This is a genomic window from Streptomyces sp. NPDC001927, assembly GCF_053594455.1.
The window spans coordinates 398,577-423,226 of the sequence record NZ_JBSFEN010000006.1 but is presented as its reverse complement, the minus strand read 5'-3'; the positions used below and the strand labels follow the sequence as shown (position 1 = coordinate 423,226).

23 protein-coding genes and 1 riboswitch are annotated in these 24,650 nt (G+C 73.1%); of the genes, 15 read left to right on the top strand and 8 right to left on the bottom strand.

The features are described from left to right. Positions 1-13 precede the first annotated feature (13 nt). Genes ACWCO8_RS19165 through ACWCO8_RS19150 form a run of 4 tightly spaced genes read left to right on the top strand, consistent with a single transcriptional unit; the run spans position 14 to position 3,972 of the window. Positions 14-1,183, top strand: a complete 1,170-nt coding sequence (locus ACWCO8_RS19165) for an acyl-CoA dehydrogenase family protein (protein WP_451033203.1) — start codon at positions 14-16, stop codon at positions 1,181-1,183. Positions 1,184-1,236: 53 nt separating this feature from the next. Next, a complete protein-coding gene (locus tag ACWCO8_RS19160) occupies positions 1,237-2,409 on the top strand; it encodes an acyl-CoA dehydrogenase family protein (protein WP_362009201.1) in 1,173 nt (390 codons plus the stop codon). After that, on the top strand, positions 2,406-3,296 hold the full coding sequence (locus tag ACWCO8_RS19155) for a 3-hydroxybutyryl-CoA dehydrogenase (protein ID WP_451033202.1): 891 nt from the start codon (positions 2,406-2,408) through the stop codon (positions 3,294-3,296). Before ACWCO8_RS19160 ends, ACWCO8_RS19155 begins: the two co-directional genes overlap by 4 nt. 43 nt (positions 3,297-3,339) lie before the next feature. Next, a complete protein-coding gene (locus ACWCO8_RS19150) occupies positions 3,340-3,972 on the top strand; it encodes a TetR/AcrR family transcriptional regulator (protein WP_451033201.1) in 633 nt (210 codons plus the stop codon). A gap of 38 nt (positions 3,973-4,010) precedes the next feature. Here ACWCO8_RS19150 and exaC read toward each other — a convergent pair whose 3' ends face one another. Together exaC and ACWCO8_RS19140 are read right to left on the bottom strand one after the other, a co-directional pair. Continuing rightward, entirely contained in the window at positions 4,011-5,534 is a 1,524-nt protein-coding gene (gene exaC, locus ACWCO8_RS19145) for an acetaldehyde dehydrogenase ExaC (RefSeq protein WP_451033200.1), read from the bottom strand. 45 nt (positions 5,535-5,579) lie between these two features. Next, a complete protein-coding gene (locus ACWCO8_RS19140) occupies positions 5,580-6,866 on the bottom strand; it encodes a GAF domain-containing protein (protein ID WP_451033199.1) in 1,287 nt (428 codons plus the stop codon). A gap of 155 nt (positions 6,867-7,021) precedes the next feature. After that, a riboswitch (ZMP/ZTP riboswitch) is annotated at positions 7,022-7,128 on the top strand. Between the two features lie 29 nt (positions 7,129-7,157). Between ACWCO8_RS19140 and ACWCO8_RS19135 the strand changes: the two genes are divergently transcribed. Together ACWCO8_RS19135 and ACWCO8_RS19130 are read left to right on the top strand one after the other, a co-directional pair. After that, positions 7,158-8,012 (top strand): bifunctional 5,10-methylenetetrahydrofolate dehydrogenase/5,10-methenyltetrahydrofolate cyclohydrolase, encoded by an 855-nt coding sequence (locus tag ACWCO8_RS19135; protein WP_362009018.1) that lies wholly within the window; start codon positions 7,158-7,160, stop codon positions 8,010-8,012. A 140-nt stretch (positions 8,013-8,152) separates the two neighbouring features. Further along, positions 8,153-8,752 (top strand): hypothetical protein, encoded by a 600-nt coding sequence (locus ACWCO8_RS19130; protein ID WP_451033198.1) that lies wholly within the window; start codon positions 8,153-8,155, stop codon positions 8,750-8,752. Positions 8,753-8,778: 26 nt separating this feature from the next. Here ACWCO8_RS19130 and ACWCO8_RS19125 read toward each other — a convergent pair whose 3' ends face one another. Then, on the bottom strand, positions 8,779-10,125 hold the full coding sequence (locus ACWCO8_RS19125; RefSeq protein ID WP_451033197.1) for an SWIM zinc finger family protein: 1,347 nt from the start codon (positions 10,123-10,125) through the stop codon (positions 8,779-8,781). Beyond that, a complete protein-coding gene (locus ACWCO8_RS19120) occupies positions 10,122-13,076 on the bottom strand; it encodes a DEAD/DEAH box helicase (protein ID WP_451033196.1) in 2,955 nt (984 codons plus the stop codon). The genes ACWCO8_RS19125 and ACWCO8_RS19120 overlap by 4 nt, the downstream gene beginning before the upstream one ends. 275 nt (positions 13,077-13,351) lie before the next feature. On the opposite strand from ACWCO8_RS19120, the gene ACWCO8_RS19115 reads away from it, so the two are divergent. Then, the gene (locus tag ACWCO8_RS19115; RefSeq protein WP_451033195.1) at positions 13,352-14,476 is read left to right on the top strand and encodes a fatty acid desaturase family protein; all 1,125 of its coding nucleotides are present in this window, start codon (positions 13,352-13,354) and stop codon (positions 14,474-14,476) included. Between the two features lie 16 nt (positions 14,477-14,492). Continuing rightward, positions 14,493-14,675, top strand: coding sequence for a hypothetical protein (locus tag ACWCO8_RS19110; RefSeq protein WP_362009004.1), 183 nt, complete (start codon positions 14,493-14,495; stop codon positions 14,673-14,675). Between the two features lie 129 nt (positions 14,676-14,804). Here the strand turns inward: ACWCO8_RS19110 and ACWCO8_RS19105 are convergent, their stop codons facing one another. From ACWCO8_RS19105 to ACWCO8_RS19095, 3 genes are all read right to left on the bottom strand, one after another. Next, positions 14,805-15,656, bottom strand: a complete 852-nt coding sequence (locus tag ACWCO8_RS19105) for a hypothetical protein (RefSeq protein WP_451033194.1) — start codon at positions 15,654-15,656, stop codon at positions 14,805-14,807. Between the two features lie 100 nt (positions 15,657-15,756). Next, the gene (locus ACWCO8_RS19100) at positions 15,757-16,062 is read right to left on the bottom strand and encodes a hypothetical protein (RefSeq protein ID WP_362008998.1); all 306 of its coding nucleotides are present in this window, start codon (positions 16,060-16,062) and stop codon (positions 15,757-15,759) included. Between the two features lie 202 nt (positions 16,063-16,264). Continuing rightward, the gene (locus tag ACWCO8_RS19095; protein WP_451033193.1) at positions 16,265-16,867 is read right to left on the bottom strand and encodes a class I SAM-dependent methyltransferase; all 603 of its coding nucleotides are present in this window, start codon (positions 16,865-16,867) and stop codon (positions 16,265-16,267) included. Between the two features lie 151 nt (positions 16,868-17,018). Here ACWCO8_RS19095 and ACWCO8_RS19090 point away from each other — a divergent pair, with 151 nt between their 5' ends. The 5 genes from ACWCO8_RS19090 to ACWCO8_RS19070 all read left to right on the top strand — a co-directional run bounded on the left by ACWCO8_RS19090 (position 17,019) and on the right by ACWCO8_RS19070 (position 22,394). Next, the gene (locus ACWCO8_RS19090) at positions 17,019-17,960 is read left to right on the top strand and encodes an MHYT domain-containing protein (RefSeq protein WP_451033192.1); all 942 of its coding nucleotides are present in this window, start codon (positions 17,019-17,021) and stop codon (positions 17,958-17,960) included. Between the two features lie 152 nt (positions 17,961-18,112). After that, positions 18,113-20,935, top strand: a complete 2,823-nt coding sequence (locus ACWCO8_RS19085) for a sensor histidine kinase (protein ID WP_451033191.1) — start codon at positions 18,113-18,115, stop codon at positions 20,933-20,935. Continuing rightward, positions 20,932-21,366, top strand: coding sequence for a roadblock/LC7 domain-containing protein (locus tag ACWCO8_RS19080; RefSeq protein ID WP_362008988.1), 435 nt, complete (start codon positions 20,932-20,934; stop codon positions 21,364-21,366). Before ACWCO8_RS19085 ends, ACWCO8_RS19080 begins: the two co-directional genes overlap by 4 nt. A gap of 13 nt (positions 21,367-21,379) precedes the next feature. Beyond that, positions 21,380-21,796 (top strand): DUF742 domain-containing protein, encoded by a 417-nt coding sequence (locus ACWCO8_RS19075; RefSeq protein WP_362008985.1) that lies wholly within the window; start codon positions 21,380-21,382, stop codon positions 21,794-21,796. Next, the gene (locus tag ACWCO8_RS19070) at positions 21,777-22,394 is read left to right on the top strand and encodes a GTP-binding protein (RefSeq protein WP_315889912.1); all 618 of its coding nucleotides are present in this window, start codon (positions 21,777-21,779) and stop codon (positions 22,392-22,394) included. Before ACWCO8_RS19075 ends, ACWCO8_RS19070 begins: the two co-directional genes overlap by 20 nt. A 70-nt stretch (positions 22,395-22,464) precedes the next feature. Here the strand turns inward: ACWCO8_RS19070 and ACWCO8_RS19065 are convergent, their stop codons facing one another. After that, entirely contained in the window at positions 22,465-22,890 is a 426-nt protein-coding gene (locus ACWCO8_RS19065) for a PPOX class F420-dependent oxidoreductase (protein WP_451033190.1), read from the bottom strand. A 185-nt stretch (positions 22,891-23,075) separates the two neighbouring features. Between ACWCO8_RS19065 and ACWCO8_RS19060 the strand changes: the two genes are divergently transcribed. Further along, entirely contained in the window at positions 23,076-23,480 is a 405-nt protein-coding gene (locus tag ACWCO8_RS19060) for a roadblock/LC7 domain-containing protein (protein WP_362008981.1), read from the top strand. A gap of 83 nt (positions 23,481-23,563) precedes the next feature. After that, a complete protein-coding gene (locus ACWCO8_RS19055) occupies positions 23,564-24,607 on the top strand; it encodes a DUF6397 family protein (protein WP_451033189.1) in 1,044 nt (347 codons plus the stop codon). Positions 24,608-24,650 lie beyond the last annotated feature (43 nt).

Genomic DNA, 24,650 nt, shown 5'->3' with positions numbered 1-24,650 from the left:
GGAGACCCACACCATGGACTTCCGCTACACCCCCGAGCAGACCGAGCTCAAGGCGCGCGCCGCGGCCTACACGCGGCTCCTGATGCGGTACGAGGAGCAGTCCGAGGAAGCGGGCGGCCCGCTGCCCGCCGACACCGTGCGGGAGCTGACCCGGGCCGCGATCGAAGCCGGCGTCTACGCCATCAACATGCCCGCCGAGTGGGGCGGCGCAGGACTCTCCCTGCTGGACCAGGTGATCGTCGAGGAGGAGTTCGGCAAGGTCACCAACTGCCTGTGGGACATTCCCTGGCGGCCCGCCAACGTCCTCGCGTACGGCACCGAGGCACAACGCGAGAAGTATCTGCTGCCGGTGATTCGCGGCGAGCGCTTCGACGCCTTCGCCGTCACCGAGCCCGGGGCCGGATCCGACCCCGGATCGGGCACGAGCACCGCGACCCGCACGGCGGGCGGCTGGCTTCTGAACGGTGAGAAGTGGTTCGTCACCTGCGGCGACATCGCCGACTTCCTGCTGGTGCAGGCCGATGCCGGGCCGGACCGCGCGGCGACGCTGTTCTTCGTCGACAAGCAGGCCCCCGGTGTCGAGATGACGCGGGTCCCCCGTTTCATGCACTCAGCGGTGAACGGGCACCCCGAGTTCCGGTTCACCGACGTCTTCGTACCCGACGAGGACGTGCTCGGCGGCGTCGGCAACGGCTACGAGCTGACGAAGGAGTGGTTCACCGACGAGCGGCTGATGATCGCCGCCCGGACCGTCGGCGCCGCCGAGAGGGCCTTGGAACTGGCCCGTGACTGGGCCGTCGGACGCCGTCAGTTCGGCTCCCGTATCGCCGATTTCCAGCTGATCCAGGGGATGCTCGCCGACTGCGCCGTCGACATCGCCGTCAACCGCGCCTACACCCACCAGATCGCCTGGGAGGCCGACCAGCCTCAGACCGACCGCAAGACCCTGCACGCCAAGGCCTCCACGGCGAAGCTCGCGGCGAGCGAGGCCGCCGGTCGGGTGGTCGACAGGTGCCTGCAGATCTTCGGCGGGCGCGGCTACGACCGCTCGTACCCGGTCGAGCGCATGTACCGAGAGCTGCGCGTCGACCGGATCTGGGAAGGCACATCGGAGATCCAACGGCTGATCATCGCCAACGAGCTGATCAAGCGCGGCACCGGGGCGCTGGCCCTGCCGCGCTGAGCCCACGGCCCTGCCCCGGCACCCACACCCACCACCGAGAGGACAAGCACCCCATGGACTTCCGTCTCACCGCACGCCAGCAGGAGCTCAAGGAATCGGCGCGTGACCTCACCGACTTCATCATGAAGTACGAGCTCGACTGCGAGGAGAACAACGGTCTGCCGCCACAGGCCCACGCCGAGATCCGCGACGCCGTCCTCGACAGCGGCCTCCAGGCCGTCAACATGCCGGCCGAGTGGGGCGGTGCCGGACTCACCGTTCCTGAGCAGGTCGTCGTCCAGGAGGAACTGGGCCGGCTCACCGGCGCACTGTGGGACATGGTGTGGCGGCCCGCCAACGCCCTCTCGCACTGCACGCCAGAACAGCGCGAGCGGTACCTCGTGCCCGTGATCCGCGGGCGCCGGCGCGACTGCTACGCGGTCAGCGAGCCCGAAGCCGGCTCCGACCCGCAGAACCTGCACACCACCGCGACCCGGACCGCCGACGGCTGGGTGCTGAACGGCGAGAAGTGGTTCGTCACCGTGGGCGACCACGCCGACTTCATGATTGTGCTTGCTGCTGCGGGGGAGGAGCGGGCGCCGACGCTGTTCCTCGTGGACAAGGACACCCCGGGCATCGAGATGACCCGGGTGCCCCGCTGGATGCACACCTTCGTCTACGAGCACCCCGAGTTCACCTTCACCGACGTACGCCTGCCTGAGGACGCGGTGCTCGGCGGCGTCGGCAACGGCTACGACCTCACCCGCTCCTGGTTCTCCGAGGAGCGGCTGATGATCGCCGCCCGCACGATCGGGGCGGCCGAGCGGGCCCTGGAGCTCGCCCGTGACTGGGCCGTCGGACGCCGTCAGTTCGGCTCCCGTATCGCCGACTTCCAGCTGATCCAGGGGATGCTCGCCGACTCGGCCGTCGACATCGCCGTGAACCGCGCGTACACCCACCAGGTCGCCTGGGAGGTCGGCGAGGGTCGAACCGACCGCAAGACCCTGCACGCGAAGGCCGCGATCGCCAAGCTCGCGGCGAGCGAGGCGTCCGGTCGGGTGGTCGACCGGTGCCTGCAGATCTTCGGCGGGCGCGGCTACGACCGCTCGTACCCCGTCGAGCGTCTCTACCGAGAGCTGCGCGTCGACCGGATCTGGGAGGGCACCTCCGAGATCCAGCGACTCATCGTCGCGGGCGAACTCGTCAAGCGCGGGACGGGTGTCCTGCAGCTGCCGGCGACCCCGTGAGCGACCTCGCCCGGGTGGGGGTCGTGGGCTGCGGGCTCATGGGCTCCGGCATCGCCGAGGTCTGCGCCCGCGCCGGACGCGACGTCGTGGTGGTGGAGACCGGACCGGCGGCCGTGGAAGCCGGACTGCGGCGGATCACCCGCTCGCTGGAACGGGCTGAGGCGGCCGGCCGGCTGGCCGTGGCCGAGCGTCGGGCCGCGGCCGGCCGGATCGCGGTGACCACCGACATGGCGCGGCTCGCCGACCGCGATCTGGTCGTCGAGGCGGTGGCGGAGGACGAGCGGGCGAAGACCGAGGTCTTTGCCCGGCTCGACGCCGTCGTGGAGCGCCGGGACGCCGTCCTGGCGACCAACACCTCGTCCCTGCCCGTCATCAGGCTGGCGGCCGCCACCTCGCGGCCGTCCCAGGTCATCGGTCTGCACTTCTTCAACCCGGTGCCGCGGCTGCCGCTGGTGGAACTGGTGCCCTCGCTGCTCACCGGAGAGGACACCGTCCGGCGCGCGGGCGCCTTCGCCGCCGAGGTCCTCGGCAAAGAGGTCGTGCACGCCCGGGACCGGGCAGGGTTCGTCGTCAACGCCCTGCTCGTGCCGTACCTGCTGGCAGCGGTGCGGATGGCCGAGTCCGGTACGGCGTCGGCCGAGGACATCGACCGGGCCATGACCTTGGGCTGCGCCCATCCACTCGGCCCGCTCGCCCTGGCCGACCTGATCGGTCTGGACACGGTGCAGGCCATCGCCCGGTCGATGTACGCGGAGTACCGCGAGCCGTTGTACGCCCCGCCGCCGCTGCTGGCTCGGATGGTGGAAGCGGGGCGGCTCGGTCGGAAGACAGGTCGGGGCTTCCACCCGTACCCGGGGCGCCGGTCGGGGCAGGATGGGCAGGGATGATGGTCCGGGACGTGGACCGAGACCGAAAGCGGGAGTTGCCAACGTGACCAAGGCCGAGCGCGCACTCGAGACACGGGAGCGGATCCTCAAGGCCGCGTGCGAGGTGATCGCGGACATCGGGTTCGAGAACGTCAGCATGCGCAAGGTCGCCGAGCACGCGGGGGTGTCGAAGGCGCTGCTCCACTACCACTTCGACACCCGCGAGAAGCTCTTCACCGAGGCGATGACGCATTCGTTCGCGCAGACCGGCACGGACCTTGACGGCGGGGACGCCGACGTGCCGGCCGGCGTCCTGCTCGCGCGCATCGTGCGCACCATGCTGCCCACCGACGAGGAGCTGCGCCAGGACTGGAAACTGTGGCAGGAACTGTGGGTGCGCGCACAGCGCGACGACGCAGCCCGGCACCTCGCCGTCGACCTGTACGACCAGCTCCATGCCTGGGTCGGCGGCGCGGTGGAACGCGGTGTCGCGTCGGGCGAGTTCGCCCCCTGCGATGTCGCCGCGATCAGCACTCTGATCCTGGCGCTCTGTGACGGCCTGGGCATTCGCGTGATGCTCACCGACCCACATGTCGACCTACCCACGGCCCAGTCGACGATCTGGTCGGCCATCGCCCCGTCACTGGGCATCTCTCCCGTCTTCCCCGAGGTCCGGGCGCTCCAAGAAGGCGCCTGACCCGGGAAACCCCGGGTCAGGCGCCTTCTTCCGTTCCGCTAGAAGAAGCCCAGCTTCTTCGGCGAGTAGCTCACCAGCAGGTTCTTCGTCTGCTGGTAGTGGTCCAGCATCATCTTGTGGGTCTCGCGGCCGATGCCCGACTGCTTGTAGCCGCCGAAGGCGGCGTGGGCGGGGTAGGCGTGGTAGCAGTTCGTCCAGACGCGGCCCGCCTGGATCGCGCGGCCCGCGCGGTACGCCGTGTTGGTGTCGCGGGTCCAGACGCCCGCGCCGAGGCCGTAGAGGGTGTCGTTCGCCGTGCGGATCGCGTCGTCGAAGTCCGTGAAGGAGGTGACCGCGACGACCGGGCCGAAGATCTCCTCCTGGAAGATCCGCATGCGGTTGTCGCCTTCGAAGATGGTCGGCTGGACGTAGTAGCCGCCCGCCAACTCGCCGTCGTACTCGATGCGCTGACCGCCCGTGAGGATCTTCGCGCCCTCCTGCTGGCCGATCTCCAGGTACGACAGAATCTTCCGCAGCTGGTCGTCGGAGGCCTGGGCGCCGATCATCGTGTCGGTGTCCAGCGGGTTACCCGGGACGATCCGCTCCGTGCGGGCGACCGCCGCCTCCAGGAACTCGCTGTAGTGGCCGCGCTGGATCAGGGCCCTCGACGGGCAGGTGCAGACCTCGCCCTGGTTCAGGGCGAACATCGTGAAGCCCTCCAGCGCCTTGTCCCGGAAGTCGTCGTCCGACGCCCACACGTCGTCGAAGAAGATGTTCGGGGACTTGCCGCCCAGCTCCAGCGTGACCGGCTTGAGGTTCTCGGAGGCGTACCCCATGATCAGCCGCCCCGTTGCCGTCTCGCCCGTGAACGCGATCTTCGCCACCCGCGGCGAGGACGCCAGCGGCTTGCCCGCCTCCTCTCCGAAACCGTTGACGATGTTGACCACGCCCGGCGGCAGCAGATCGGCGATCAGGCTCATCCAGAAGTGCACGGACACCGGGGTCTGTTCGGCCGGCTTGAGGACCACCGCGTTGCCCGCCGCGAGCGCGGGCGCCAGCTTCCATACCGCCATGAGGATCGGGAAGTTCCACGGGATGATCAGCCCGACGACCCCCAGCGGCTCGTGGAAGTGGTACGCCACCGTGTCGTCGTCGATCTCGCTCAGCGCGCCCTCCTGGCCGCGCAACGCCCCCGCGAAGTAGCGGAAGTGGTCGATCGCCAGCGGGATGTCGGCGGCGAGCGTCTCCCGGACCGGCTTGCCGTTCTCCCAGCTCTCGGCGACCGCCAGCTCCGCCAGCTTCGCCTCCATCCGGTCGGCGATCCTGAGAAGGACGTTCGACCGCTCGTTCGGCGCCGTACGACCCCACGCCGGAGCCGCCGCGTGCGCCGCGTCGAGGGCCCGCTCCACGTCCTCCGCGGTGCCGCGGGCGACCTCGGTGAAGGGGCGGCCGTCGACCGGGCTCGGGTTCTCGAAGTACTGGCCCCGCGCCGGGGCCACGTACTCACCGCCGATCCAGTGGTCGTAGCGCGGCAGGTACGACATGAGCGCGCCCTCGGTACCGGGTGCGGCGTAACGGGTCATGGACATGGCCTCCCTCGGACCGCGCCGGCCGTCCCTGGCCGGCGCTCACCGCCGAGTCTGCGGAGCCCTACGTTGCAACCCCGTTGCGCCCGCCGACAGTTCCTCGTCCAGGGCGCGCAGCCGGGCCAGTACTGGAGGCCTGCCCGAAGCCGGCACCACCTCGGCGAGCGCCCGCCACATCTCCACGTCGTCCTCGCCCCACGCGCTGTACGTCCAGTCCGCGAGCAACGCCGCGTCGCCCCGGTCCACCAGCGAGGCCCGCAGCCTGCCCGCGAGCCGCTCCCGCAGCCGTACGACCCCGGGGGCGCGGGACGCCGGCAGCAGCGGCCCCGCGTAGTCGGCGAGCGCCGCCGACACCGCACCCGAGCCGAGGCGCCGGTCCACCGTCGCGAAGTCCGCGTCGACCTCGGCCGCCAACCGATACGGGCGCGAGCGCAGCGCCTCCGGCCCCAGGAGCCCGCGCAACCGGGACAGCTCCGCCCGCAGCGTGACCGGGGTCACCGACTCGTCCTCGTACAGGAGCGTGAGGAGTTCGTCGCCGCCCACCCCCTCCGGGCGATGGGCCAGGACCACCAGGATCTCGCTGTGGCGCCGGCTCAGCCGCAGCCGGCGGCCCGCCACGGTGAGCAGCGCCTCGTCCCGGCCGAGCGCGGTCAGCCGTATCCGGTCCGTGGTGCGCGGCGGCGCCAGCAGGGCCAACTGCGACTCCGCCGCCCGCGCCACGGCCTGGACGAACGCCAGACTGTGCGGGTGCGCGAGGCCGTCCCCGCCGGTGATGTCGACGGCGCCGAGCAGCCGCCCGGTGTGCGGATCGTGTACGGGAGCGGCGGCGCAGGTCCACGCCTGCACCGGCCGCTGGAAGTGCTCGGCGCTGAACACCTGCACCGGGCGGTCCACCGCGATCGCGGTCCCCGGAGCGTTCGTCCCGGCCGCCGACTCCGACCAGCGGGCCCCGGCGACGAAGTTCATCGCCCGCGCCCGCCGCAGCGTCCCCGGATGGCCCTCCACCCACAGCATCCGGCCCGACGCGTCGCAGACCGCCAGGAGGTGCTCGCCGTCCGCCGCGTACGTTCCCATCAGCTCCCGGATCACCGGCATGGCGGCGGACAGCGGATGCCCCGCGCGGTGGTCGGCGAGCTCGTCGTCCGCCAGCTCCACACAGGCCGCGCCGTCCGGACTCACCCGGGCCCGCGCCGAGCGCCGCCACGACTCCGCGACAAGCGGCCGCACCGGCGGGAGGGGGACCTGGCCGCCGCTGCCGCCGGTGAACACCTCGTGCGCCCGCCGAAGCGCCCCGGCGTCCGGCTCCGCCGCCGGCCATGCATCGCTCAACTCGGCCTCCACGTCGAGGTCCCAGGCTTCCAGGTGTGCCTTGTTGCCGTCATCGTCGTGCTCGCCGAGGTCGCCGACAAGCGTCCGGACACCCCGGCATATGCGCCCTGTCCGAACACCGCCCTGGGGCCCTGCCCAGGCCTCGCGTAGAGTGAGGCTCGGGCCGTGACTGGCGCTTGAGGTGGATCACCACCGGGGAGCGGCCCCGCGGACCCCGTGCACCCGCGCGGATCCGACGCTGCCGTGCGCCTGGGCGATCACCCTGTCCTCGACGACGCCCAGGAGTGGCCCATGTCCACCAGTACCGCCTCCCTCATGGACGGCACCGCCCTCGCTCGCCGTACGGTCGAGGAGACCGCAGCCCGCGCCGCCGAGATCACCCGCCGCACCGGCGTCACGCCCTGCCTCGCCACGGTGCTCGTCGGGGCGGACCCCGCCTCCGTGACGTACGTGAAGATGAAGCAGAACCGCTGCGCGAAGGCCGGAATCCGCTCCAAGCACGTCGAGCTGCCCGCCGAGACGACGACCGAGGAACTCGTCGCCGCGATCACCGCGCTCTCCCAGGACCCCGACGTCCACGGCATCCTGCTCCAGCACCCGGTCGGCCCCCACATCGACGAGCGGGCCGCCTTCGAGGCGATCGATCCGGCCAAGGACGTCGACGGAGTCACCATGGCCTCGTTCGCCGCCATGGGCTTCGGGCTGCCCGGCTTCGTCTCCTGCACGCCCGGCGGCATCATGCGGCTGCTCGACGCGTACGACGTCGATCCGCGCGGCAAGCGCGCCGTCGTCGTCGGCCGCTCCGCGATCCTCGGCAAGCCCGCCGGTCTGCTGCTCCTCGGCCGCGACGCCACCGTCACGTACTGCCACTCGCGCACCACCGAACTGTCCGAGGTCGTCCGCGAGGCGGACATCCTCGTTGCGGCCGTCGGCAAGCCCCGGTTCATCCGGGGCGAGGACATCAAGCCCGGCGCCGTCGTGATCGACGCGGGCTACAACCCGGGCAACGTCGGTGACGTCGACTTCGACACCGCCGCCGAGCGGGCCTCCCTCATCACCCCCGTACCCGGCGGTGTCGGCCCGATGACGATCGCCGTGCTCCTCGCCCAGACGGTCGAGGGCGCCGAACGTCAGCTCGGTCTGTAGGCGGGGCGTCGCCTCCTAGCAAGGCGAGGGGTTTCGAACGGCCCGTACAGGAGCGGGAAGTGTCACAGTTCTGTACGGGCCGTGCTTCAACTCGGCGTCGAACCAACCCTGTTGAGGCGTCTCGGGTGACCCTGGTCACCATGTCCCCGTTCTCCGGCGAGAAATCGCCGTCGATCGCTTCGCCTTCGCCGGCCCGCTACCTCATCGTGCCGATCCTCGTCCTGGTCGCTGCCCTCGCCTTCGCCCTCCGCCAGGAGGGCCAGAGCCGGTGGGACGCGACCGCGCGGCAGCGGGCCGGCGCGACCGTCGGCGCGACCGCCGCGGGTGCGCCGGCCGCCGGTGACCAGCTCGCCGCGCAGGGCGGAACGGACGGGACCGCCGCCGTCCTCCCGTACCACCGCCTCAAGCCGGGGGAGTGCTTCGACATCGACCGGGCCGCCGCCGGCTCCGTCGTACGGCGAGGGTGCGACAGGCCGCACGACGCCCAGCTCGTCGCCGTGGTCCGCCTGACCGGCGAGCACCGCACCGACCGGCAGATCGGGGACGCGGCGGCGGCCCTGTGTCGCGAGCCGCTCCGCCGCAAGGCCGCGGCCCAGCCGCGCGGTACCCGCTGGACCACCTTCGTCCAGTACCCGTACCGCTCCGGCTACCTCCTCGGCGCCGACACCGTGGCCTGCAGCCTCACCGCGCACGCCGCCCCCGGCAAGGCCGCCCGCCCGCTCACGGCCCGCCTGCGCTGACGCCCGTCCCGGAGGTGCAGGCGCCGTCAGTCCTCCCGCGCCGCAAGGCTCGCGAGCGCGGCGGCGGGGTCCTGGTCGGCGGGGCCCGCCGGAACCCAGGAGCCGCGCTCCTTACGGAAGGGCCACCAGCGGCCGTCCTCGCCGACGCGCAGCTGCGCGTCCGCGCCCACCACCGTCCAGCGCGCCGCCCCCGACTGCCGCAGAGCCGGCCGCTCGGCCTCCTCCCAGGCCTCCGCGAGCACCGTCTTCGCGCGGGCCAGCGCTTCGGGACCCGGGGTCCAGTCCTCGTCCAGTACGGAAAGGGCGGCAGCGCCCCCGAAGCGCCACGCGCGCGTGGCCGCGCCGAGGTCCGTCCGGCGCCGCCCCGCTCCCTCCGCGAGCCGCGTCGCGACCCAGGACGGCGGAGTCCCCGTGGCCGCCATCCGCACGGCGTCCTGAGCGGGCGTCAACAACGGTTCCGGCCAGGGGCGCTCATGGCCGGACGGCGCGAGCGCCTCGGCCAGCAGCCGGTGGGCACGGGCGGCCGCGTCCGCCGCGAGGAACTCAAGCGCGGCCGGGTCGAGCCCCGGCGCCGGCTCGGTCTCGGTGTCCAGCGAAGGCGGCTCGCCCGGGGCGGACGGAAGCGCCGGAGGAGCGGGCAGCGGCGGCAGGATGTCCCGCGCGGCGAACGCCTCCTCGGCCGGTACGCCCGCGGCGGACCGGCGAGTGCTCGGGCCCGTCTCCGATCCCGTCGCCGCCCGCGCCGCGCTGCGCTCCTGCAACGCGTCCACCAGCGCCCGCTCACCGCGCCCCCGCATCAGGAGCAGCACGAACGGGTCCTCGTCCAGCAGCCGTGCCACCTGGTAGCAGAGGGCGGTCGTGTGAGGGCAGTGGTCCCACGCCTCGCAGCCGCACTCGGGGTCCAGGTCGCCGATGCCCGGCAGGAGTTCGAGCCCGGCCGCCGCAGCGTCCTCCACCAGGTGCGGCGGCATCTCGTGGTCGAGCAGCGCCGCGATGTGCCCGGCGCTCTCCACGGCCAGGTCGAGCAGCCGGTCCCAGTCCTCCTCCGAGAGCTCCTGGAGGAGGACATCGCTGCGGTACGAGGAACCGTCACGGTCCTTGACGACCGCCGTGATCCGTCCCGGCCGCACCGACACCGTGCCCACCGCGCCGGCGCGTGCCTGCCTGCGCCCCTGCTTGACCTGCTGGCCGTCGAGCGCCGTGTCCTCCAGGGCCTTGAGCCAGGCGCGGCCCCACCAGGTGCGGGCGAAGGCCGAGCCCGGGGCGGGCGGCAGCGCGGCGAACGTCCGCTCCTCGTCGGGACGGTGGTGGCGGCCGCCGTGGGCGTCACCGCGGTCGTGCTCGTGCTCGTAGCCGAATCCGTAGTCGCTCATCGACCGTCCTCCCCGTTGCCGTTGCCCTTGCCCTTGCCGATTCCGGTCCCGCTCCCGATTCCGCTTCCGTCCCCGGTCCCGCCACCGTCCCCGTTCCCGCGCAGGCTCACGAGGTCCGCCAGCTCGGCGTCGGTCAGTTCGGTCAGCGCCGCCTCGCCCGTACCGAGCACCGAGTCGGCCAGCGCGCGCTTGCGCAGCAGCATGTCCGCGATCCGGTCCTCCACCGTCCCCTCGGCGATCAGCCGGTGGACCTGCACCGGCTGGGTCTGCCCGATCCGGTAGGCGCGGTCGGTGGCCTGGGCCTCCACGGCCGGGTTCCACCAGCGGTCGTAGTGCACGACGTGTCCGGCCCGGGTCAGGTTGAGGCCCGTGCCCGCCGCCTTCAGCGACAGCAGGAAGACCGGCACCTCACCGCTCTGGAAGCGCGCGACCATCCGCTCGCGCTCGGCGACCGGCGTGCCGCCGTGCAGGAACTGCGTGCGCACGCCCCGCGCCGCCAGATGGCTCTCCAACAGCCGCGCCATCTGGACGTACTGGGTGAAGACCAGCACGCTCGCGTCCTCGGCGAGGATCGTGTCGAGCAGCTCGTCGAGCAGTTCCAGCTTGCCGGAACGGCCCGCGATACGGGGCCGTTCCTCCTTGAGGTACTGCGCCGGGTGGTTGCAGATCTGCTTGAGCCCGGTCAGCAGCTTCACGACCAGACCGCGCCGCTCCATCCCGTCCGCCTCGGCGATCGCAGCGAGGGTCTCGCGCACCACCGCCTCGTAGAGCCCCGCCTGCTCCTCGGTGAGAGAGACGGCGCGGTCGGTCTCGGTCTTCGGCGGCAGCTCGGGCGCGATGCCCGGGTCGGACTTGCGGCGGCGCAGCAGGAACGGGCGGACGAGGGCGGCCAGGCGCTCGGCGGCCGCCGGATCCTCGCCGCCCTCGACGGCCGAGGCGTAGCGGGTCCTGAACGTGCCGAGCCGGCCGAGGAGACCGGGGGTCGTCCAGTCGAGGATGGCCCACAGCTCGGAGAGGTTGTTCTCGACCGGGGTGCCCGACAGGGCGACGCGCGCCTTGGCGCCGAGGGTGCGGAGCTGCCTGGCGGTGGCCGAGTACGGGTTCTTGACGTGCTGGGCCTCGTCGGCGACGACCATGCCCCAGGTCCGCTCGGCCAGCCGGTCGGTGTCGAGCCGCATCGTGCCGTACGTCGTGAGGACGAACTCGCCGTCGGCAAGACCCTCCAGGCTGCGCGACGGGCCGTGGAAGCGGCGTACGGGAGTGCCGGGCGCGAACTTCTCGATCTCCCGCTGCCAGTTGCCCATCAGCGAGGTCGGGCAGACGACGAGGGTGGGACCGGCGGCCGACGGGTCGCTCTGCCGGTGCAGATGGAGGGCGATGAGCGTGATGGTCTTGCCCAGACCCATGTCGTCGGCGAGACAGCCGCCGAGTCCGAGCGAGGTCATCCGGTGCAGCCAGTTAAGCCCGCGCAGCTGGTAGTCGCGGAGCGTCGCGGCGAGTGCGGCGGGCTGGGGAACCTCCTGCGGGCCGCCCTCCGGGTCGGCGAGGCGGGCGCGCAACTGCTCCAGCCAGCCCGACGCCCGGACCTCGACGCGCGTGCCGTCCACGTCGGCCGTCCCGGTGAGTACGGCTCCGAGCGCGTCGACCGGGGTGACCTTGCGGTCCTGGGACGCGCGGGCGCGGCGGACCTCGGCGGGGTCGACGAGGACCCACTGGTCGCGCAGTCGGACGACAGGGCGAGCGGACTCGGCGAGCTGGTCCAGCTCGGCGCGGGTGAGGTCCTGGTCGCCGATGGCGAAGCGCCAGTTGAAGGCGAGGAGGGCGTCGGCGGAGAGGAAGGAGGGCAGCGCGGACGACCGCCGTCCGGGGTCCCCGTCCGCAACGGAGCCGGTGCCCTGAGCGTCGGTGTCGCGCGTGGGTTCGGCGTTGTCGCCGCCCACCGGGCCGATCACGGCGCTCGCCGTCAGCCCGTGGGCCAGGTCGCGCGGCCAGTGGATCTGGACGCCCGTCGCGGCGAGCGCACGGGCCGCCGGGCCGAGCAGGTCCGTGACCTCGTCGTCGGCCAGCTCGACCGCGTCCGGGACGGCCGCCGAGAGCAGCGGCGCCAGCGGGGCCCAGGCGCGCGCGGCGCGGCGCAGCGCGAGCAGGGCGTCCATCCGGGCGCGGGGCCCGAAGGCCGCGGCCGCCGGGCCCGAGCCGGCCCAGACCTCCGCCGCGTCCGCGACCAGCGTCGGGTCGGCGACGCTGTGCATCTGGAGCACGGCGCGGAAGGCCGGGGCCGCCCGCTCGCTCAGACCGGGCAGCTCAAGGCGCAGGGAGAGCCGTACGCCGGCGTCGTGACCGGCCGCCACGTCCGCCGCCCACGCCCGCTGCGCGGGCAGTTCCTGGGGCTCGTCGGCCGCGAAGGCGGGCCCGCCGGCGGCCAGGGGGGCGGCCGGGGTACGCGGCAGCCCGTCCACGACCGCGTCGACGAAGGCGCGCAGCAGCCCCTCCGGCTCGGGGAGGAGCAGGGGCCTGTCGGCGGAGAGCGGTACGGCATGGGCGGTCGGCGGCATCGAGGCCGCCAGGGACCGGAGGTCGGCCAACTCCTCGGCGCCCAGCGGCCCGGCGCGCCAGGCGTCGCGGTCGGTGGGCGTGAGGCCGGGCAGCAGGAGCCCCTTCGCCGCCAGGTGCAGGGCGAAGAGGGCGGCGGCGCCCCAGAACGCGGCCGCGGGCGAGGCCACGTCCGAGAACCGGGCGCGGGTGAGGAGCGGCAGGGCGTCCCGTACGGGTACGAGCACGGCCGGAACCTCCCGAGGGTGTACGTCGTCGGCCACCACGGTCAGCCGGTCGGCCGTCGCCGGGAGGTGCTCGGGGGACCAGAAGGCGATGCGCCCGGCGCGCGGCGGGTCGGCGGGCAGGAAAACGGTGGAACAACGGACGAGTTCATCGAGTCTCAGGGACGGCGACAACACATTCCTCAAATTTGACTACTGGGCCGAGCGGCCGAGGGTACAGGAACGCCCGGCCCACCCGTGAGCGGAATCGCGGTGACCTGGATCACGTTCCGATCGCCGACGGCCCGGCGCCGCACCGGGGGTGGAGCCAGCCCTACCCCCGCCCCCGGGGAATCCCCCTGGAATCTCGGGGGGTGACGTCATGGTTGCGGAGGATCACCGGTCCGTAGGTTCGAGGGAGTCCGGGCGGTACGCGCCCGGGACCCCGCCCACGGACCCCGGAGACCGCCATGCCCCAGGCCACCGCAACGCTCACGGAGCCCGATCGGAGCGCCGCCCCCGCGGGTCCCGCCGACCCGCGTACCGCCACCCCGCCCACCGCCGCCCGGCGCGGCGGCGGCAGCGAGTTCGGGCCGCTGCTGCGCACCATCAAGGACCAGGGACTCCTGGAGCGGAGGACCGGCTGGTACGCGCGCGGTATGGCGGTCAACTTCCTGGGACTCGCCGCCGTGGCTACCGGTCTGGTCCTGCTCGGCCCCTCCTGGTGGGCCCTCCTCCTCGCCGTACCGCTCGCGCTGCTCTCCGCGCGCGTGGCCTTCGTCGGTCACGACGCGGGCCACGCCCAGATATGCGCGGACCGGCGCTGGAACCGCATCATCCAGCTCGTCCACGCCAACCTCCTCCTCGGGATGAGCCAGGAGTGGTGGAACGACAAGCACAACCGTCACCACGCCAACCCCAACCACCTCGACAAGGACCCGGACGTCGCGGCCGACATCCTCGTCTTCGCCCAGCATCAGACCACCGACCGCACCGGATTCCGCCGCTGGCTCACCCGCCACCAGGCCTGGCTCTTCTTCCCGCTGACCACCCTGGAGGGCATCGCGCTCAAGGTGTACGGATTCCAGGCGCTGTTCTCCAAGGACGGGCCCTTCCGGACCCGGCGCGAGCGGCTCGTCGAAGGCGCCCTCCTCCTCGCCCACGTCGCCGGCTACGCGGCTCTCCTGCTGGCCACCCTCACGCCCGTCCAGGCCCTCCTCTTCGCCCTGATCCACCAGATGCTGCTCGGCCTCCACCTCGGGATGGCCTTCGCCCCCAACCACAAGGGCATGGAGACGCCCGACGCCCACCCCGACGGCGACAGCTGGGGCCACCTGCGCCGCCAGGTGCTCACCTCGCGCAACATCAGGGGCGGGTTCCTGACCGACTGGTTCCTCGGCGGACTGAACTACCAGATCGAGCACCATCTCTTCCCGAGCATGCCGCGCCCGCATCTGCGACTGGCCCAGCCCGCCGTGCGTGCGCACTGCCGTACGGTGGGTATCCCCTACACAGAGACCGGTTTCGTCGAGTCCTACCGACAGGCGCTCGGACATCTGCACGAGGTCGGCGAGCCGCTGCGCTCGGCAGCGTGAGAAGGAGGCGTCGCACATGTCGACACGGACGAAGGTCGTCATCGGGGGAGTGGCCGTCGGCCTCCTCCTGATGCCCCTCATCGGATTCTGGCTGTCCCTGCTGGTGGTGCTCGGCGTACCCGCCGTCGCCTACCTCGCCCTCGACCCCAGTCAGCGGCGCCGGCTCCGCCGGATCTCCCGCAAGGAGATCAACCGCTGACACCGCTCACACCGCTCTTCGTTCACGAAGCCGACCCGCGACAGCATCACGCTGCTCGCGGGTCTCGGCGTTCAGGGGGCGTGGAAGCGGCGCGGGATCAGGGTCCAGGGGCGTGCGAGCGGCGCGGGATCAGGAGGGGCGTACAGCCATCGCGTCCAGGGCTTCCAGGAGCGCGGGCAGCTTGGGGCCGCGGGCCACCGGGAGGACTTCGCGGGGTTCGTCGTCCAGGAGGACGAAGGCCATGTCGTCGGTCCGGGCCACCAGCGACCAGCCCGGCCCGTCGGCCCGGAGCATCCGCGCCTCACCCGTGGCGAAGGCGGAGCGCACCCGGCCCACCGGCGGCGCGTCCTCCAGATAGCCGCGCAGCTCGGTGAGCGCGCGCCGGACACCGTCGTAGGGGTCGCGTACGGGAGTGGTCCCGGCGGCGGTCGGGGAGGCCGCTGAGGCGCGGTCGCCGTCCGAGGCCGTGCCCGAATCGTGGTCCTGCCCCTGGTCTGCGTCCGCGCCCTCGTCCATCTGTGCCCGCCAGTCCGCCCACTGCAGGGCGACCTCGTCGGCGCCGAGCCGACGCTGTGCCGGGCCCCAGCCCTCGCCGTCCGGCGGGGACAGGGGAGCGCGGTCGCCCTCCTCGTGCTCGGGGTCGTGCGGGGCCGGAAGGCCGGGCGCGGCCGTGGCCACGTCGAGCGGCCAGCCGGGGAGGGCCGCCACGACCGTACGCTCGTCGGGGGAGAGGTCGTACTCCATCCCGCAGTCCCAGGAGGCGATCGCCACGGCGACCAGCGACACGTCGTCGATGATCACCGTCCACCGGGCGCCCGCGCCGTCCTGGCCGAGGACGAGGCCGTACCCCTCGGCGTACGGTTCGAGGCCGAGCGCCGCGCACGCCGCCGGGTAGTCGTCGCCGAGCACGCTCGGGAACTGCGCGGGCGTCAGCAGCACGGCGGTCAGCACATACAGCGCGTCGTCGTCGGCGGTAGCCACGGCAGCCTCCCCATCTGGTCGTCGGCGCACCTTAACCAGTGGGTAACCCGCACGTCGAGAGTCTTCGGAAGGAAAGTGGCGCGGCCCGTTCCGCCCGAGGTCAGGCGGGCGGAAGCCCGAGCAGGTGCCGGGCCACGGTCTCCGGCGATTCGTCCCGCTCGCGGGCGAGCGCGATCACCGCCCGGCAGGCGAGCTCGTTGATGCCGAAGGTGAGGGCCTCGGGCGACACCCATGTGACGGCTTCGTCGATCCGGTCCTGGTCGTCCTCCACGCACCCCGTGACGTAGGTCGCCGCGGCCTCGAAGATGTTGTGCTGCCGTCGCACCTCGCCGCGCTCGCGCCGTTCGCCCGGTGTCCGGCGCGCGGAGGGGAGGAGGGAGTTCAGGAGCGCTCGCACACGGGCCATGGCCTGCCGCCTTTCCCGGACACGGCTGCCCGGCATCTCCACCGTAGACAGGGAGGTGCCGGGACAGAAGGGCGCGGAGCACGGCTGGCGTGATCAGGTCAGGCTCAGGTCAGCTCAGGTCGGGCTCACGCGCGGTTCACGCGCCGCTCATGCCCCGCTCATGTCCGGTTCGCGGCCGGCCGACCTCCTGTGCTTCGCGAGCTCAACGGTCCTGGCGTACGGCGAGCACCAGATAACGGTCGTCCTCGTCCACGTAACTGACCATCCGCCAGTCCGAACCCGACAGAAGGGGGCGGAGATTGTGCTCGGCCCGCAGATCGTCCGCGGTCAGGACGCGCCCGTGGCGGGCGGCGAGCGCCGCCCGGCCCACGGGGTGGAAGAGGGCGAGCTGCCCGCCGGGGCGTACGACCCGGGCGAGTTCGCGCAGGTTCGCGGCCGGATCCGCCAGATGGGAGACGAGCCCGGCACCGAACACCGCGTCGAGCGCCCCCGTGCGCAGCGGCAGCCGGGCGACATCGGTCAGGAGCAGGGCGCCGGCCCCGTCGCGCCCGGCGCGCACCGCCGCGGCGAGCATCTCGGGGGTCAGGTCCGCGCCGACCACGGTCCCCGTCGGGCCGACGGCCGCGCGCAGCGCGGGCAGCGCCCGTCCGGTCCCGCACCCCGCGTCGAGCACGGCGGCACCGGGGCGCAGGCCGAGCGCGGCGACGGCCGCGGCGTACGCGGGGGCGTCGTCGGGGAAGCGGGTGTCCCAGCCGGCGGCGCGGGGGCCGAAGAACTCCTGGACATGGGTGGGGTCATCGCTCATGCGTGCATGATGCCTCAGTCCCCGGGGTGAGCGTCCTGTGTCCATGTTCGAGCGCGGCACGATCGTTCTGGAACATCTCTGCGTCATATTCCATCAGCTTTCGAAATGCGCCCCTGATGCGCCCCCTTGTCCGGACTAGCGTCCCTGAGTCATGGGACACCTGGACCACGCCGCCTTCGGCTGGCTGACACCTGTGCTGTCGTACGCGATGGCCTGCATAGGCGCCGCCCTCGGGCTGCGCTGCACCGTACGAGCGCTCGACGCGACCGGCCGCTCGCGCCGCAACTGGCTCCTCACCGCCGCGTCCGCCATCGGCACCGGCATCTGGACGATGCACTTCGTCGCGATGCTCGGCTTCGGCGTCACGGGAACGGACATCCGCTACAACGTTCCGCTGACCATCCTCAGCCTGCTCATCGCCATGGCCGTCGTCGGCGTCGGCGTCTTCGCGGTCGGCTACGGCCGCGACCGGGGCCGCTCCCTGCTGATCGGCGGTCTGACGACCGGCATCGGCGTCGCGAGCATGCACTACATGGGCATGGCCGCCCTGCGCCTGCACGGTCAGGTGACGTACGACCCGATGCTCGTCGGGCTCTCCGTCGCCATCGCCGTCGTCGCCGCGACGGCCGCGCTGTGGGCCGCGCTCAACATCCACGCGCCGGCCGCCGTGGCCCTCGCCTCCCTGGTCATGGGAGTGGCCGTCAGCAGCATGCACTACACCGGGATGCTGGCGGTCGACGTGGAGGTGGCGCCCTCCTCGGCGGAGCTTCCCGGGGCCACCGCGATGCAGTTCATCTTCCCGCTCGCCGTGGGCCTCGGCTCCTACCTCTTCATCACTTCGGCCTTCGTGGCGCTCTCCCCGACCGCCAGGGAGCGTGCCGCGTACGCCTCCGCCGAACTGCTCACCGAACCGGACGAGCGAGCGGTGGACGTGGCCCCGCCCGGGTTCCGAGCGGCGGGCGGCGGACGGGTGCCGGAGGCCGGCCGGCCGCAGACGGCGGCCGCGGGGACCTCGTACGGCTCGTCGTCCGGCGCCACTCCGTCGTACGCCTACCCCGCGGGACCCGTGGACGCCGGTCCGCCCGGGACGTAGGACTCCTCGGTCCCGCGCCGCCGCAGACCGCCCGCCGCACTCGGCGCAACTGACGCCACACCACGGAACCGACGCCACCCCACGCAACCGACGCCACCCCACGCACCCGACGCACACCGCACCACGACAGACGCAGCCGGAACGAGGAGGCCATGCGAACTCCCCGCAAGACCCAGGACGCCGGGACGACGCCGCCGCAGCAGCAGGCGGTGCGGGGGCGGCGCGCGCACGCGGGGCCGCCCGCCGACGAACCGTCCGAGCGTGCCCCCGAAGCCCCGCCCGGGGCGGCCGACCCGTTCGACCCGGGCACCCCGCCCGTCGGCCCTGCCCCGGCCCCACGGCGGCGCGGACTGCGCCCCCGTACCGTCCGGGCGAAGATCGTCTCGCTGCTGATGGTTCCCGTGGTCTCGCTGCTGGCCCTCTGGGGGTTCGCCACGGTCACCACCGCCCAGGACATCGCCCGGCTGCGCCAGCTCCAGCAGGTCGACGCCGAGATCCGTGAACCCGTCGCCGCCACCGTCACCGCGCTGCAGGCCGAACGCCGGGCCGCCGTCCGGCAGGTCGCTTCGCCCGGCACCGGGCGCGCCACGGAGCTCAAGGACCAGGCGCGGCGCACCGACGCCGCGGTCGCCCGGCTCCGGCTCGACGAGCGGCACACCGTCGGCGCCACGGGTGACCTTCCCCGCGAGGTCGCCGAGCGGGTCGGCCGCTTCGTGACCGAGGTCGAGGGTCTGGCCGCGCTGCGCACTGCCGCCGCGGCCGGGAAGGCCGACTGGAACGAGGTGTACACGGAGTACACGGCCACGATCACGGCCGCCTTCGCGGTCGGCGGCGCCCTGGCCGGTATCCAGGACGCCGAGGTCGGTGCCCACGCGCGTGTGCTCCTCGAATTCGGCCGGGTCGGCGAGATGCTCGCCCGCGAGGACGCCCTGCTCGGCTCCGCGTACCTCGGCGGTGAACTGAGCGCGGAGAGGCAACGGCTGTTCACCGGCGCCGTCGCGACCCGCCGCACCCTCACCGAGTCCGCCACCGCCGACCTGCGCGGCCCAGAGCGGGCCGCCTGGGAGAAACTCGCCGACGAGCGCGGCTACCTGCAGCTCACCGCCGCCGAGGACCGGATCGGCGCCGCCACCCCGGGCCGCAAGGCGCTCCAAGCCGTGCCCGCCACCACCTGGGACGACGCGATGGCCGTCGTACGCGGCGGCCTTGCGACCATCGAGACCGACGCCCGGCACGCGGCGGCCGACCGCGCGGCCCCCTTCGGCGGCGGCGTCTTCACCGCCGGTGGCGCCGCCGTCCTGCTCGGTCTGGCCGCGGTGGCCGCATCCCTGGTGATCTCCGTACGCATCGGCCGCGGCCTGGTCATCGAGCTGATCAGCCTCCGCAACACGGCCCTCGGCATCGCCCGGCGAAAGCTTCCTTCTGCCATGCGGCGGCTGCGGGCCGGCGAGGAGATCGACGTACAGGCCGAGGCGCCGCCCGGCCCCGCCCCGCAGGACGAGATCGGCCAGGTCGGCGAGGCGCTCACCACCGTCCACCGCGCCGCCCTCTCCGCCGCCGTGGAACGCGCCGAGCTCGCCAGCGGCATCTCCGGGGTCTTCGTCAACCTCGCCCGCCGCAGCCAGGTCCTGGTCCACCGTCAGCTCAACCTGCTCGACAGCATGGAGCGCCGCGCGGACGACCCCTCCGAGCTCGGCGACCTCTTCCGGCTCGACCACCTCACCACCCGCATGCGACGCCACGCCGAGAGCCTGATCATCCTGTCCGGCGCCGCCCCCGGACGCGCCTGGCGGATGCCCGTTCCGCTGACCAACGTCGTACGCGCCGCCGTCTCCGAGATCGAGGACTACGCGCGCGTGGAGATGCGCCAGCTCCCGGAGACGTCCGTCGTCGGCGGCGCGGTCGCCGACCTCACCCACCTGCTGGCCGAACTCATCGAGAACGCCGCCCAGTTCTCTCCGCCCCACACCAAGGTGCGGATCAGCGGCGAACCCGTCGGCAACGGCTACGCCCTGGAGATCGAGGACCGGGGCCTGGGCATGGGCAAGGAGAGCCTCGCCGAGGCCAACACGAGGATCGCCCAGTCCGAGGCCCTCGACCTCTTCGACAGCGACCGGCTCGGCCTCTTCGTCGTCAGCCGGCTCTCCTCCCGGCACGACATCAAGGTCCACCTGCGGACCTCGCCGTACGGCGGTACGACCGCCGTCGTCCTGCTGCCCATGGACGTGCTGCAGGGCGCGCTCCCGCCCGGGAAGGGCGTCCCGAACGCCCGGACGTCCGAACCGGCCTTCGGGGACGGGTCGTACGGGCACACCGTCCACCGGGAGCGTCCGGACTCCGCCTTCCCACGCCACCAGCACCCGCAGCAGCAGTCCGTCACCGCGGGCTCGGTGCCCGCCCAGTCCCTGCCCCCGTCCCACCCCAAGGCCGCACCCGCGCCCCCGTCCCCGCCGCTGCCCCGCCCGCCCCGCATCCCCGCCCTGGCGGGGCAGCCGGACGGGGCGGAGCAGGACGCGCCCGACCAGACCCCGGCCGGGGTGACCAGCCTCCGCGGGCGTGGCCGCCCCTCCCCGCAGGGCCAGCACGCCCCGCACAGCGCGCCGCCCCCGCAGACTCGGTCGGCGCCCCGGACTCCGCCCGTCCCGGCCCAGGAGGGCACTCCCGCCGACGACTCCGGGGACCTGCCCCGGCGGGTCCGTCAGGCCAGCCTCGTACCGCAGTTGCGCGAGGCACCGCCGACCGACCTCCCGCCCACGCCGACCGTCCAGGGCGCGGGCGAACGCACCCCGGAACAGGTCAGGGACCGGATGACCGCCTACCGCGACGGCTGGACGCGGGGCGGCGGCGCGGCCCCCGGCACCAGACGCCCCCTCGGAACCGGCTCAGGCCATGACCACGGCAACGCCCCCGACCACGGACGCGACTTCGGCCCCGACCACGGCCGCGACCCCGGCAGTGAAGGAGACCACGCATGATCGACCACGAGAGGATGTCCCACCACCGCTCCGGTGAACTCGACTGGCTCCTCGACGACCTCGTCGTCAGGGTCCGCGAGGTACGGCACACGGTCGTGCTCTCGAACGACGGCCTCGCCGTCGGCTCCTCCAGCGGGCTCAGCCGCGAGGACGCCGAGCACCTGGCCGCCATCGCCTCCGGCTTCAACAGCCTTGCCAAGGGCGCCGGCCGCCAGTTCCACACCGGCGGAGTGCGTCAGACGATGGTCGAGATGGACGACGGATTCCTGTTCGTCGCCGCCGCGGGAGACGGCTCCTGCCTCGCCGTCCTCAGCTCCGCGAGCGCCGACATCGGCCTGATCGCGTACGAGATGGCCCGCCTGGTGAAGCGGGTCGGCGAGCATCTGCACACCCCGCCGCGGCTCACCGCGACCCCGCCGGCCGCCGGCTGACCGGAGACACCCCATGAACGTGGACAGCACCGGCGACGGCCAGCCCGCGCCGGGCAGTCAGTGGTACGACGCGGACGCCGGTCCGCTCGTCCGGCCGTACGCCATGACCGGTGGCCGTACGAAGCCGGGACCCAGCAACGTACGGTTCGACCTCATCGCACTCGTCGTCGTCGACGACAACCCGCCCGGCCGGGCCGAGGAATCGCTCCTCGGCCCCGAACACCGGGCCCTGCTCACCCTGTGCCGCGCGGAGACGCAGTCGGTGGCCGAACTCGCCGCCGACGCCGACCTGCCCATCGGAGTCGTCCGGGTCCTTCTCGGCGACCTCCTCGAAGCGGGCTTTGTCAAGGTCAGCCGACCCGTGCCGCCCGCGCAGCTGCCCGACGAACGGATCCTGAGGGAAGTCATCGATGGCCTACGAGCGCTCTGAGAGCACGGGTGCGGGCGGTGGCGTGGACTCCACGGCCCTCGCGTTGAAGATCCTGGTCGCCGGCGGGTTCGGCGTCGGCAAGACCACCCTGGTCGGCGCGGTCAGCGAGATCCGACCGCTGAGGACGGAGGAACAGCTCAGCCGGGCGGGGGAGTCGGTCGACGACACCGGGGGCGTGGACCAGAAGACGACCACGACGGTCGCCATGGACTTCGGCCGGATCACGATCCGGTCCGGCCTCTCCCTGTACCTCTTCGGCACGCCCGGACAGGACCGGTTCTGGTTCCTCTGGGACGAGCTGTCCCAGGGGGCGCTCGGGGCCGTCGTCCTCGCCGACACGCGGCGGCTGGAGGACTGCTTCCCGGCGGTCGACTACTTCGAGCACCGCAAGATCCCGTTCGTCGTCGCCGTGAACTGCTTCGCGGGCGCCCGGAACTACGGCGCGCACGAGGTCTCGCGCGCCCTTGACCTGGACCGGGGCACGCCGGTGGTGCTGTGCGACGCCCGGGACCGGGACTCGGGCAAGGAGGTGCTGATCAGGCTGGTCGAGTACGCGGGCCGGATGCACACGGCACGGTTGCTGGACTCGGTCGGGTGACGGCACGCTCCGTGATGCCGGTGCCGCGCTCCCGCGCGTGTACGGCCCCGGCATCACGCGGCGCGAGGGCTCAGTCGGCGACGCCGCCCTCGGCCGTCACCTTCTCGATCCGTACGCGTACGAGGAGTTCGCCCGGGACCCCGTTGCGGGCGCCGAACTCCTCGGCGCGGTCCTCGCCCATGTACCGGCCTCCGATGCGCGCGGCCCAGCGGCGCAGCTCCGCCGGGTCCTCGCTGATCTCGGCGCGGCCGCGGAGCGAGACGTACGCGAACGGCGGCCGGTCGTCGTCGACGCACAGCGCCACGCGCGCGTCGCGGGCCAGATTGCGGCCCTTCACGGTGCCCTTGCCGGTGTTGAAGACGATGTCGTCGCCGTCGAGCACGAACCAGATCGGGACCACGTGCGGACTGCCGTCGTCGCGGACGGTGGCCAGCTTGCCGGTGCGGGTTCCCTCGGAGACGAAGGCCCGCCACTGTTCCTCGGTCATCTTTGCCATGTCCCCATGCTCCGCCACCGGCCGTCCTTCGTGGTACTCCGCGGCCTTCCGCGTTGCCCCATGGGACACCGGGCGGCCGGGGGTGCTTGCCCTGTCCACGACAGTGCGTAAGGCTTGCCGGGACACGCGGACCGCGGGGACTTCGGGTCGACGGGGACGCAACACACAGGGGGAAGGACCGACGCATGGCGCTGGACACGGAACTGGACTGGCTCCTGGACGACTTGACCCGCCGGGTCGAGTACATACAACACGCGCTGGTGCTGTCCAACGACGGGCTGGTCACCGGCGCGAGCAGCGGCCTGGCCCGTGAGGACGCCGAGCACCTGGCCGCCGTCTCCTCCGGGCTGCACAGCCTCGCGCGTGGCTCGGGCCGGCACTTCCAGGCCGGGCGCGCCCGGCAGACGATGGTCGAATTCGACGAAGCCCTGCTCTTCGTCACGGCGGCGGGCGAGGGCAGTTGCCTCTGCGTCCTGAGCGGCGCGGAGGCGGATGTCGGCCAGGTCGCCTACGAGATGACGCTGCTGGTCAACCGGGTCGGCGAGCACCTCGGCGTGGCGGCACGGCAGCCGGGCGGCGCCGACCTCTGAGTTGTCCACAGGGCGAGCGGGAGTGAACTCCTCCGCGCTACGGTCGTCACCGAGAGTAATTGCCACTCACGGGGGAGACCGTCATGGCAGGAGAAGAAGACACCCGCACGCTGGCGCCGACGCGAGCGGCGCAGGAACTGGAACTGAGGCGCGACGAGTTCCAGCTCGCCGTGCAATTGGGCCTGGTGAGGACCGTGCCGGGCGCCGAGCCCGGCACGCCCAGGGCCTCGGGCGCCGCGTCGGCGGCCTCCGGAGCACGGGGCGGCGGGCGACGCAGGGTCGCGCAGGGCGAGATCGACCGGCTCAAAGCCGCACCGGACTTCCCGTCCGGGCTGCGCGAGCGGGTCCGGACGGTCGGTACGACAGAGGCGGCGGCACTGCTCTCCGTACCGCCTGAGCGCTTCACGCGCCTTGCCAGGACGGGGCACCTGAGCCCGGTGCGGTTCTACCTCAACCGCTACCGCGCGGTGGTCTGGCTCTATCTCGCCGCCGAGGTGGGCGAGTTCGCGCTCACCCAGCAGGCCCTGCTGACCGGCAGGCTGCCGGTCGAGATCAGGGAGCGCGTCGACGGAGGAGAGGACTGCCGGCCGCGCAACTGGCGTGCCCGGCGTCTCGGGCTGCTCCTGCGGGCGACCGAGGACCCCTGGGTCCGGGCGGCCGCCATCGCCTCACTCCTGGACCCGGCCCAAATGGCCGAGGTGGTCGACGACCCGTACGAACGGACCCACCTCCACCGGTTGCGCCCGGAACCGTTCTCGGGACTGCCGGAGTCGGCGGCCTCCCGCGAGATCGCGGAGCGGCTGACGGTGGCGGACGACCCGGACGAGATCCTCTGGCACCGCATGAGCCTCGCCCTCGCCCTGAACGAGGCGCGCGCGTACCGGCCGGCCCCGCGCCCGGAGGGCGCTGTGGGCGCCTTCGGGGCGACGGTCGAGGGGGCGGTCGAGGGGCTGCCACTAATCGACGTGCCGGGTGCGGGCGTGCCGGGCGTGGGTGCGGCCCGGTCGCCCCGTGCCGCGACGCTCGTCCGCCCGCCCGCGCGTCGCACCCGGCGGGGGCTCCTCGACCGCCTTCGGCGCCGCAAGGCGGTCGCCGAGGCAGAGGCGGAGGTGGCGCCCCAGGGCTAGCGGGAGACCAGCAGGAGGGGGGCGGCTCGGGTCGGGTGTCACC

Coding starts and splice junctions, on each gene's coding strand:
- ACWCO8_RS19165 (WP_451033203.1), top strand. CDS start 14: ATGGACTTCCGCTACACCCCCGAGCAGACCGAGCTCAAGGCGCGCGCC.
- ACWCO8_RS19160 (WP_362009201.1), top strand. CDS start 1,237: ATGGACTTCCGTCTCACCGCACGCCAGCAGGAGCTCAAGGAATCGGCG.
- exaC (WP_451033200.1), bottom strand. CDS start 5,534: ATGACCCGTTACGCCGCACCCGGTACCGAGGGCGCGCTCATGTCGTAC.
- ACWCO8_RS19135 (WP_362009018.1), top strand. CDS start 7,158: ATGTCCACCAGTACCGCCTCCCTCATGGACGGCACCGCCCTCGCTCGC.
- ACWCO8_RS19130 (WP_451033198.1), top strand. CDS start 8,153: ATGTCCCCGTTCTCCGGCGAGAAATCGCCGTCGATCGCTTCGCCTTCG.
- ACWCO8_RS19125 (WP_451033197.1), bottom strand. CDS start 10,125: ATGAGCGACTACGGATTCGGCTACGAGCACGAGCACGACCGCGGTGAC.
- ACWCO8_RS19115 (WP_451033195.1), top strand. CDS start 13,352: ATGCCCCAGGCCACCGCAACGCTCACGGAGCCCGATCGGAGCGCCGCC.
- ACWCO8_RS19110 (WP_362009004.1), top strand. CDS start 14,493: ATGTCGACACGGACGAAGGTCGTCATCGGGGGAGTGGCCGTCGGCCTC.
- ACWCO8_RS19100 (WP_362008998.1), bottom strand. CDS start 16,062: ATGGCCCGTGTGCGAGCGCTCCTGAACTCCCTCCTCCCCTCCGCGCGC.
- ACWCO8_RS19095 (WP_451033193.1), bottom strand. CDS start 16,867: ATGAGCGATGACCCCACCCATGTCCAGGAGTTCTTCGGCCCCCGCGCC.
- ACWCO8_RS19090 (WP_451033192.1), top strand. CDS start 17,019: ATGGGACACCTGGACCACGCCGCCTTCGGCTGGCTGACACCTGTGCTG.
- ACWCO8_RS19085 (WP_451033191.1), top strand. CDS start 18,113: ATGCGAACTCCCCGCAAGACCCAGGACGCCGGGACGACGCCGCCGCAG.
- ACWCO8_RS19080 (WP_362008988.1), top strand. CDS start 20,932: ATGATCGACCACGAGAGGATGTCCCACCACCGCTCCGGTGAACTCGAC.
- ACWCO8_RS19075 (WP_362008985.1), top strand. CDS start 21,380: ATGAACGTGGACAGCACCGGCGACGGCCAGCCCGCGCCGGGCAGTCAG.
- ACWCO8_RS19070 (WP_315889912.1), top strand. CDS start 21,777: ATGGCCTACGAGCGCTCTGAGAGCACGGGTGCGGGCGGTGGCGTGGAC.
- ACWCO8_RS19065 (WP_451033190.1), bottom strand. CDS start 22,890: ATGGCAAAGATGACCGAGGAACAGTGGCGGGCCTTCGTCTCCGAGGGA.
- ACWCO8_RS19060 (WP_362008981.1), top strand. CDS start 23,076: ATGGCGCTGGACACGGAACTGGACTGGCTCCTGGACGACTTGACCCGC.
- ACWCO8_RS19055 (WP_451033189.1), top strand. CDS start 23,564: ATGGCAGGAGAAGAAGACACCCGCACGCTGGCGCCGACGCGAGCGGCG.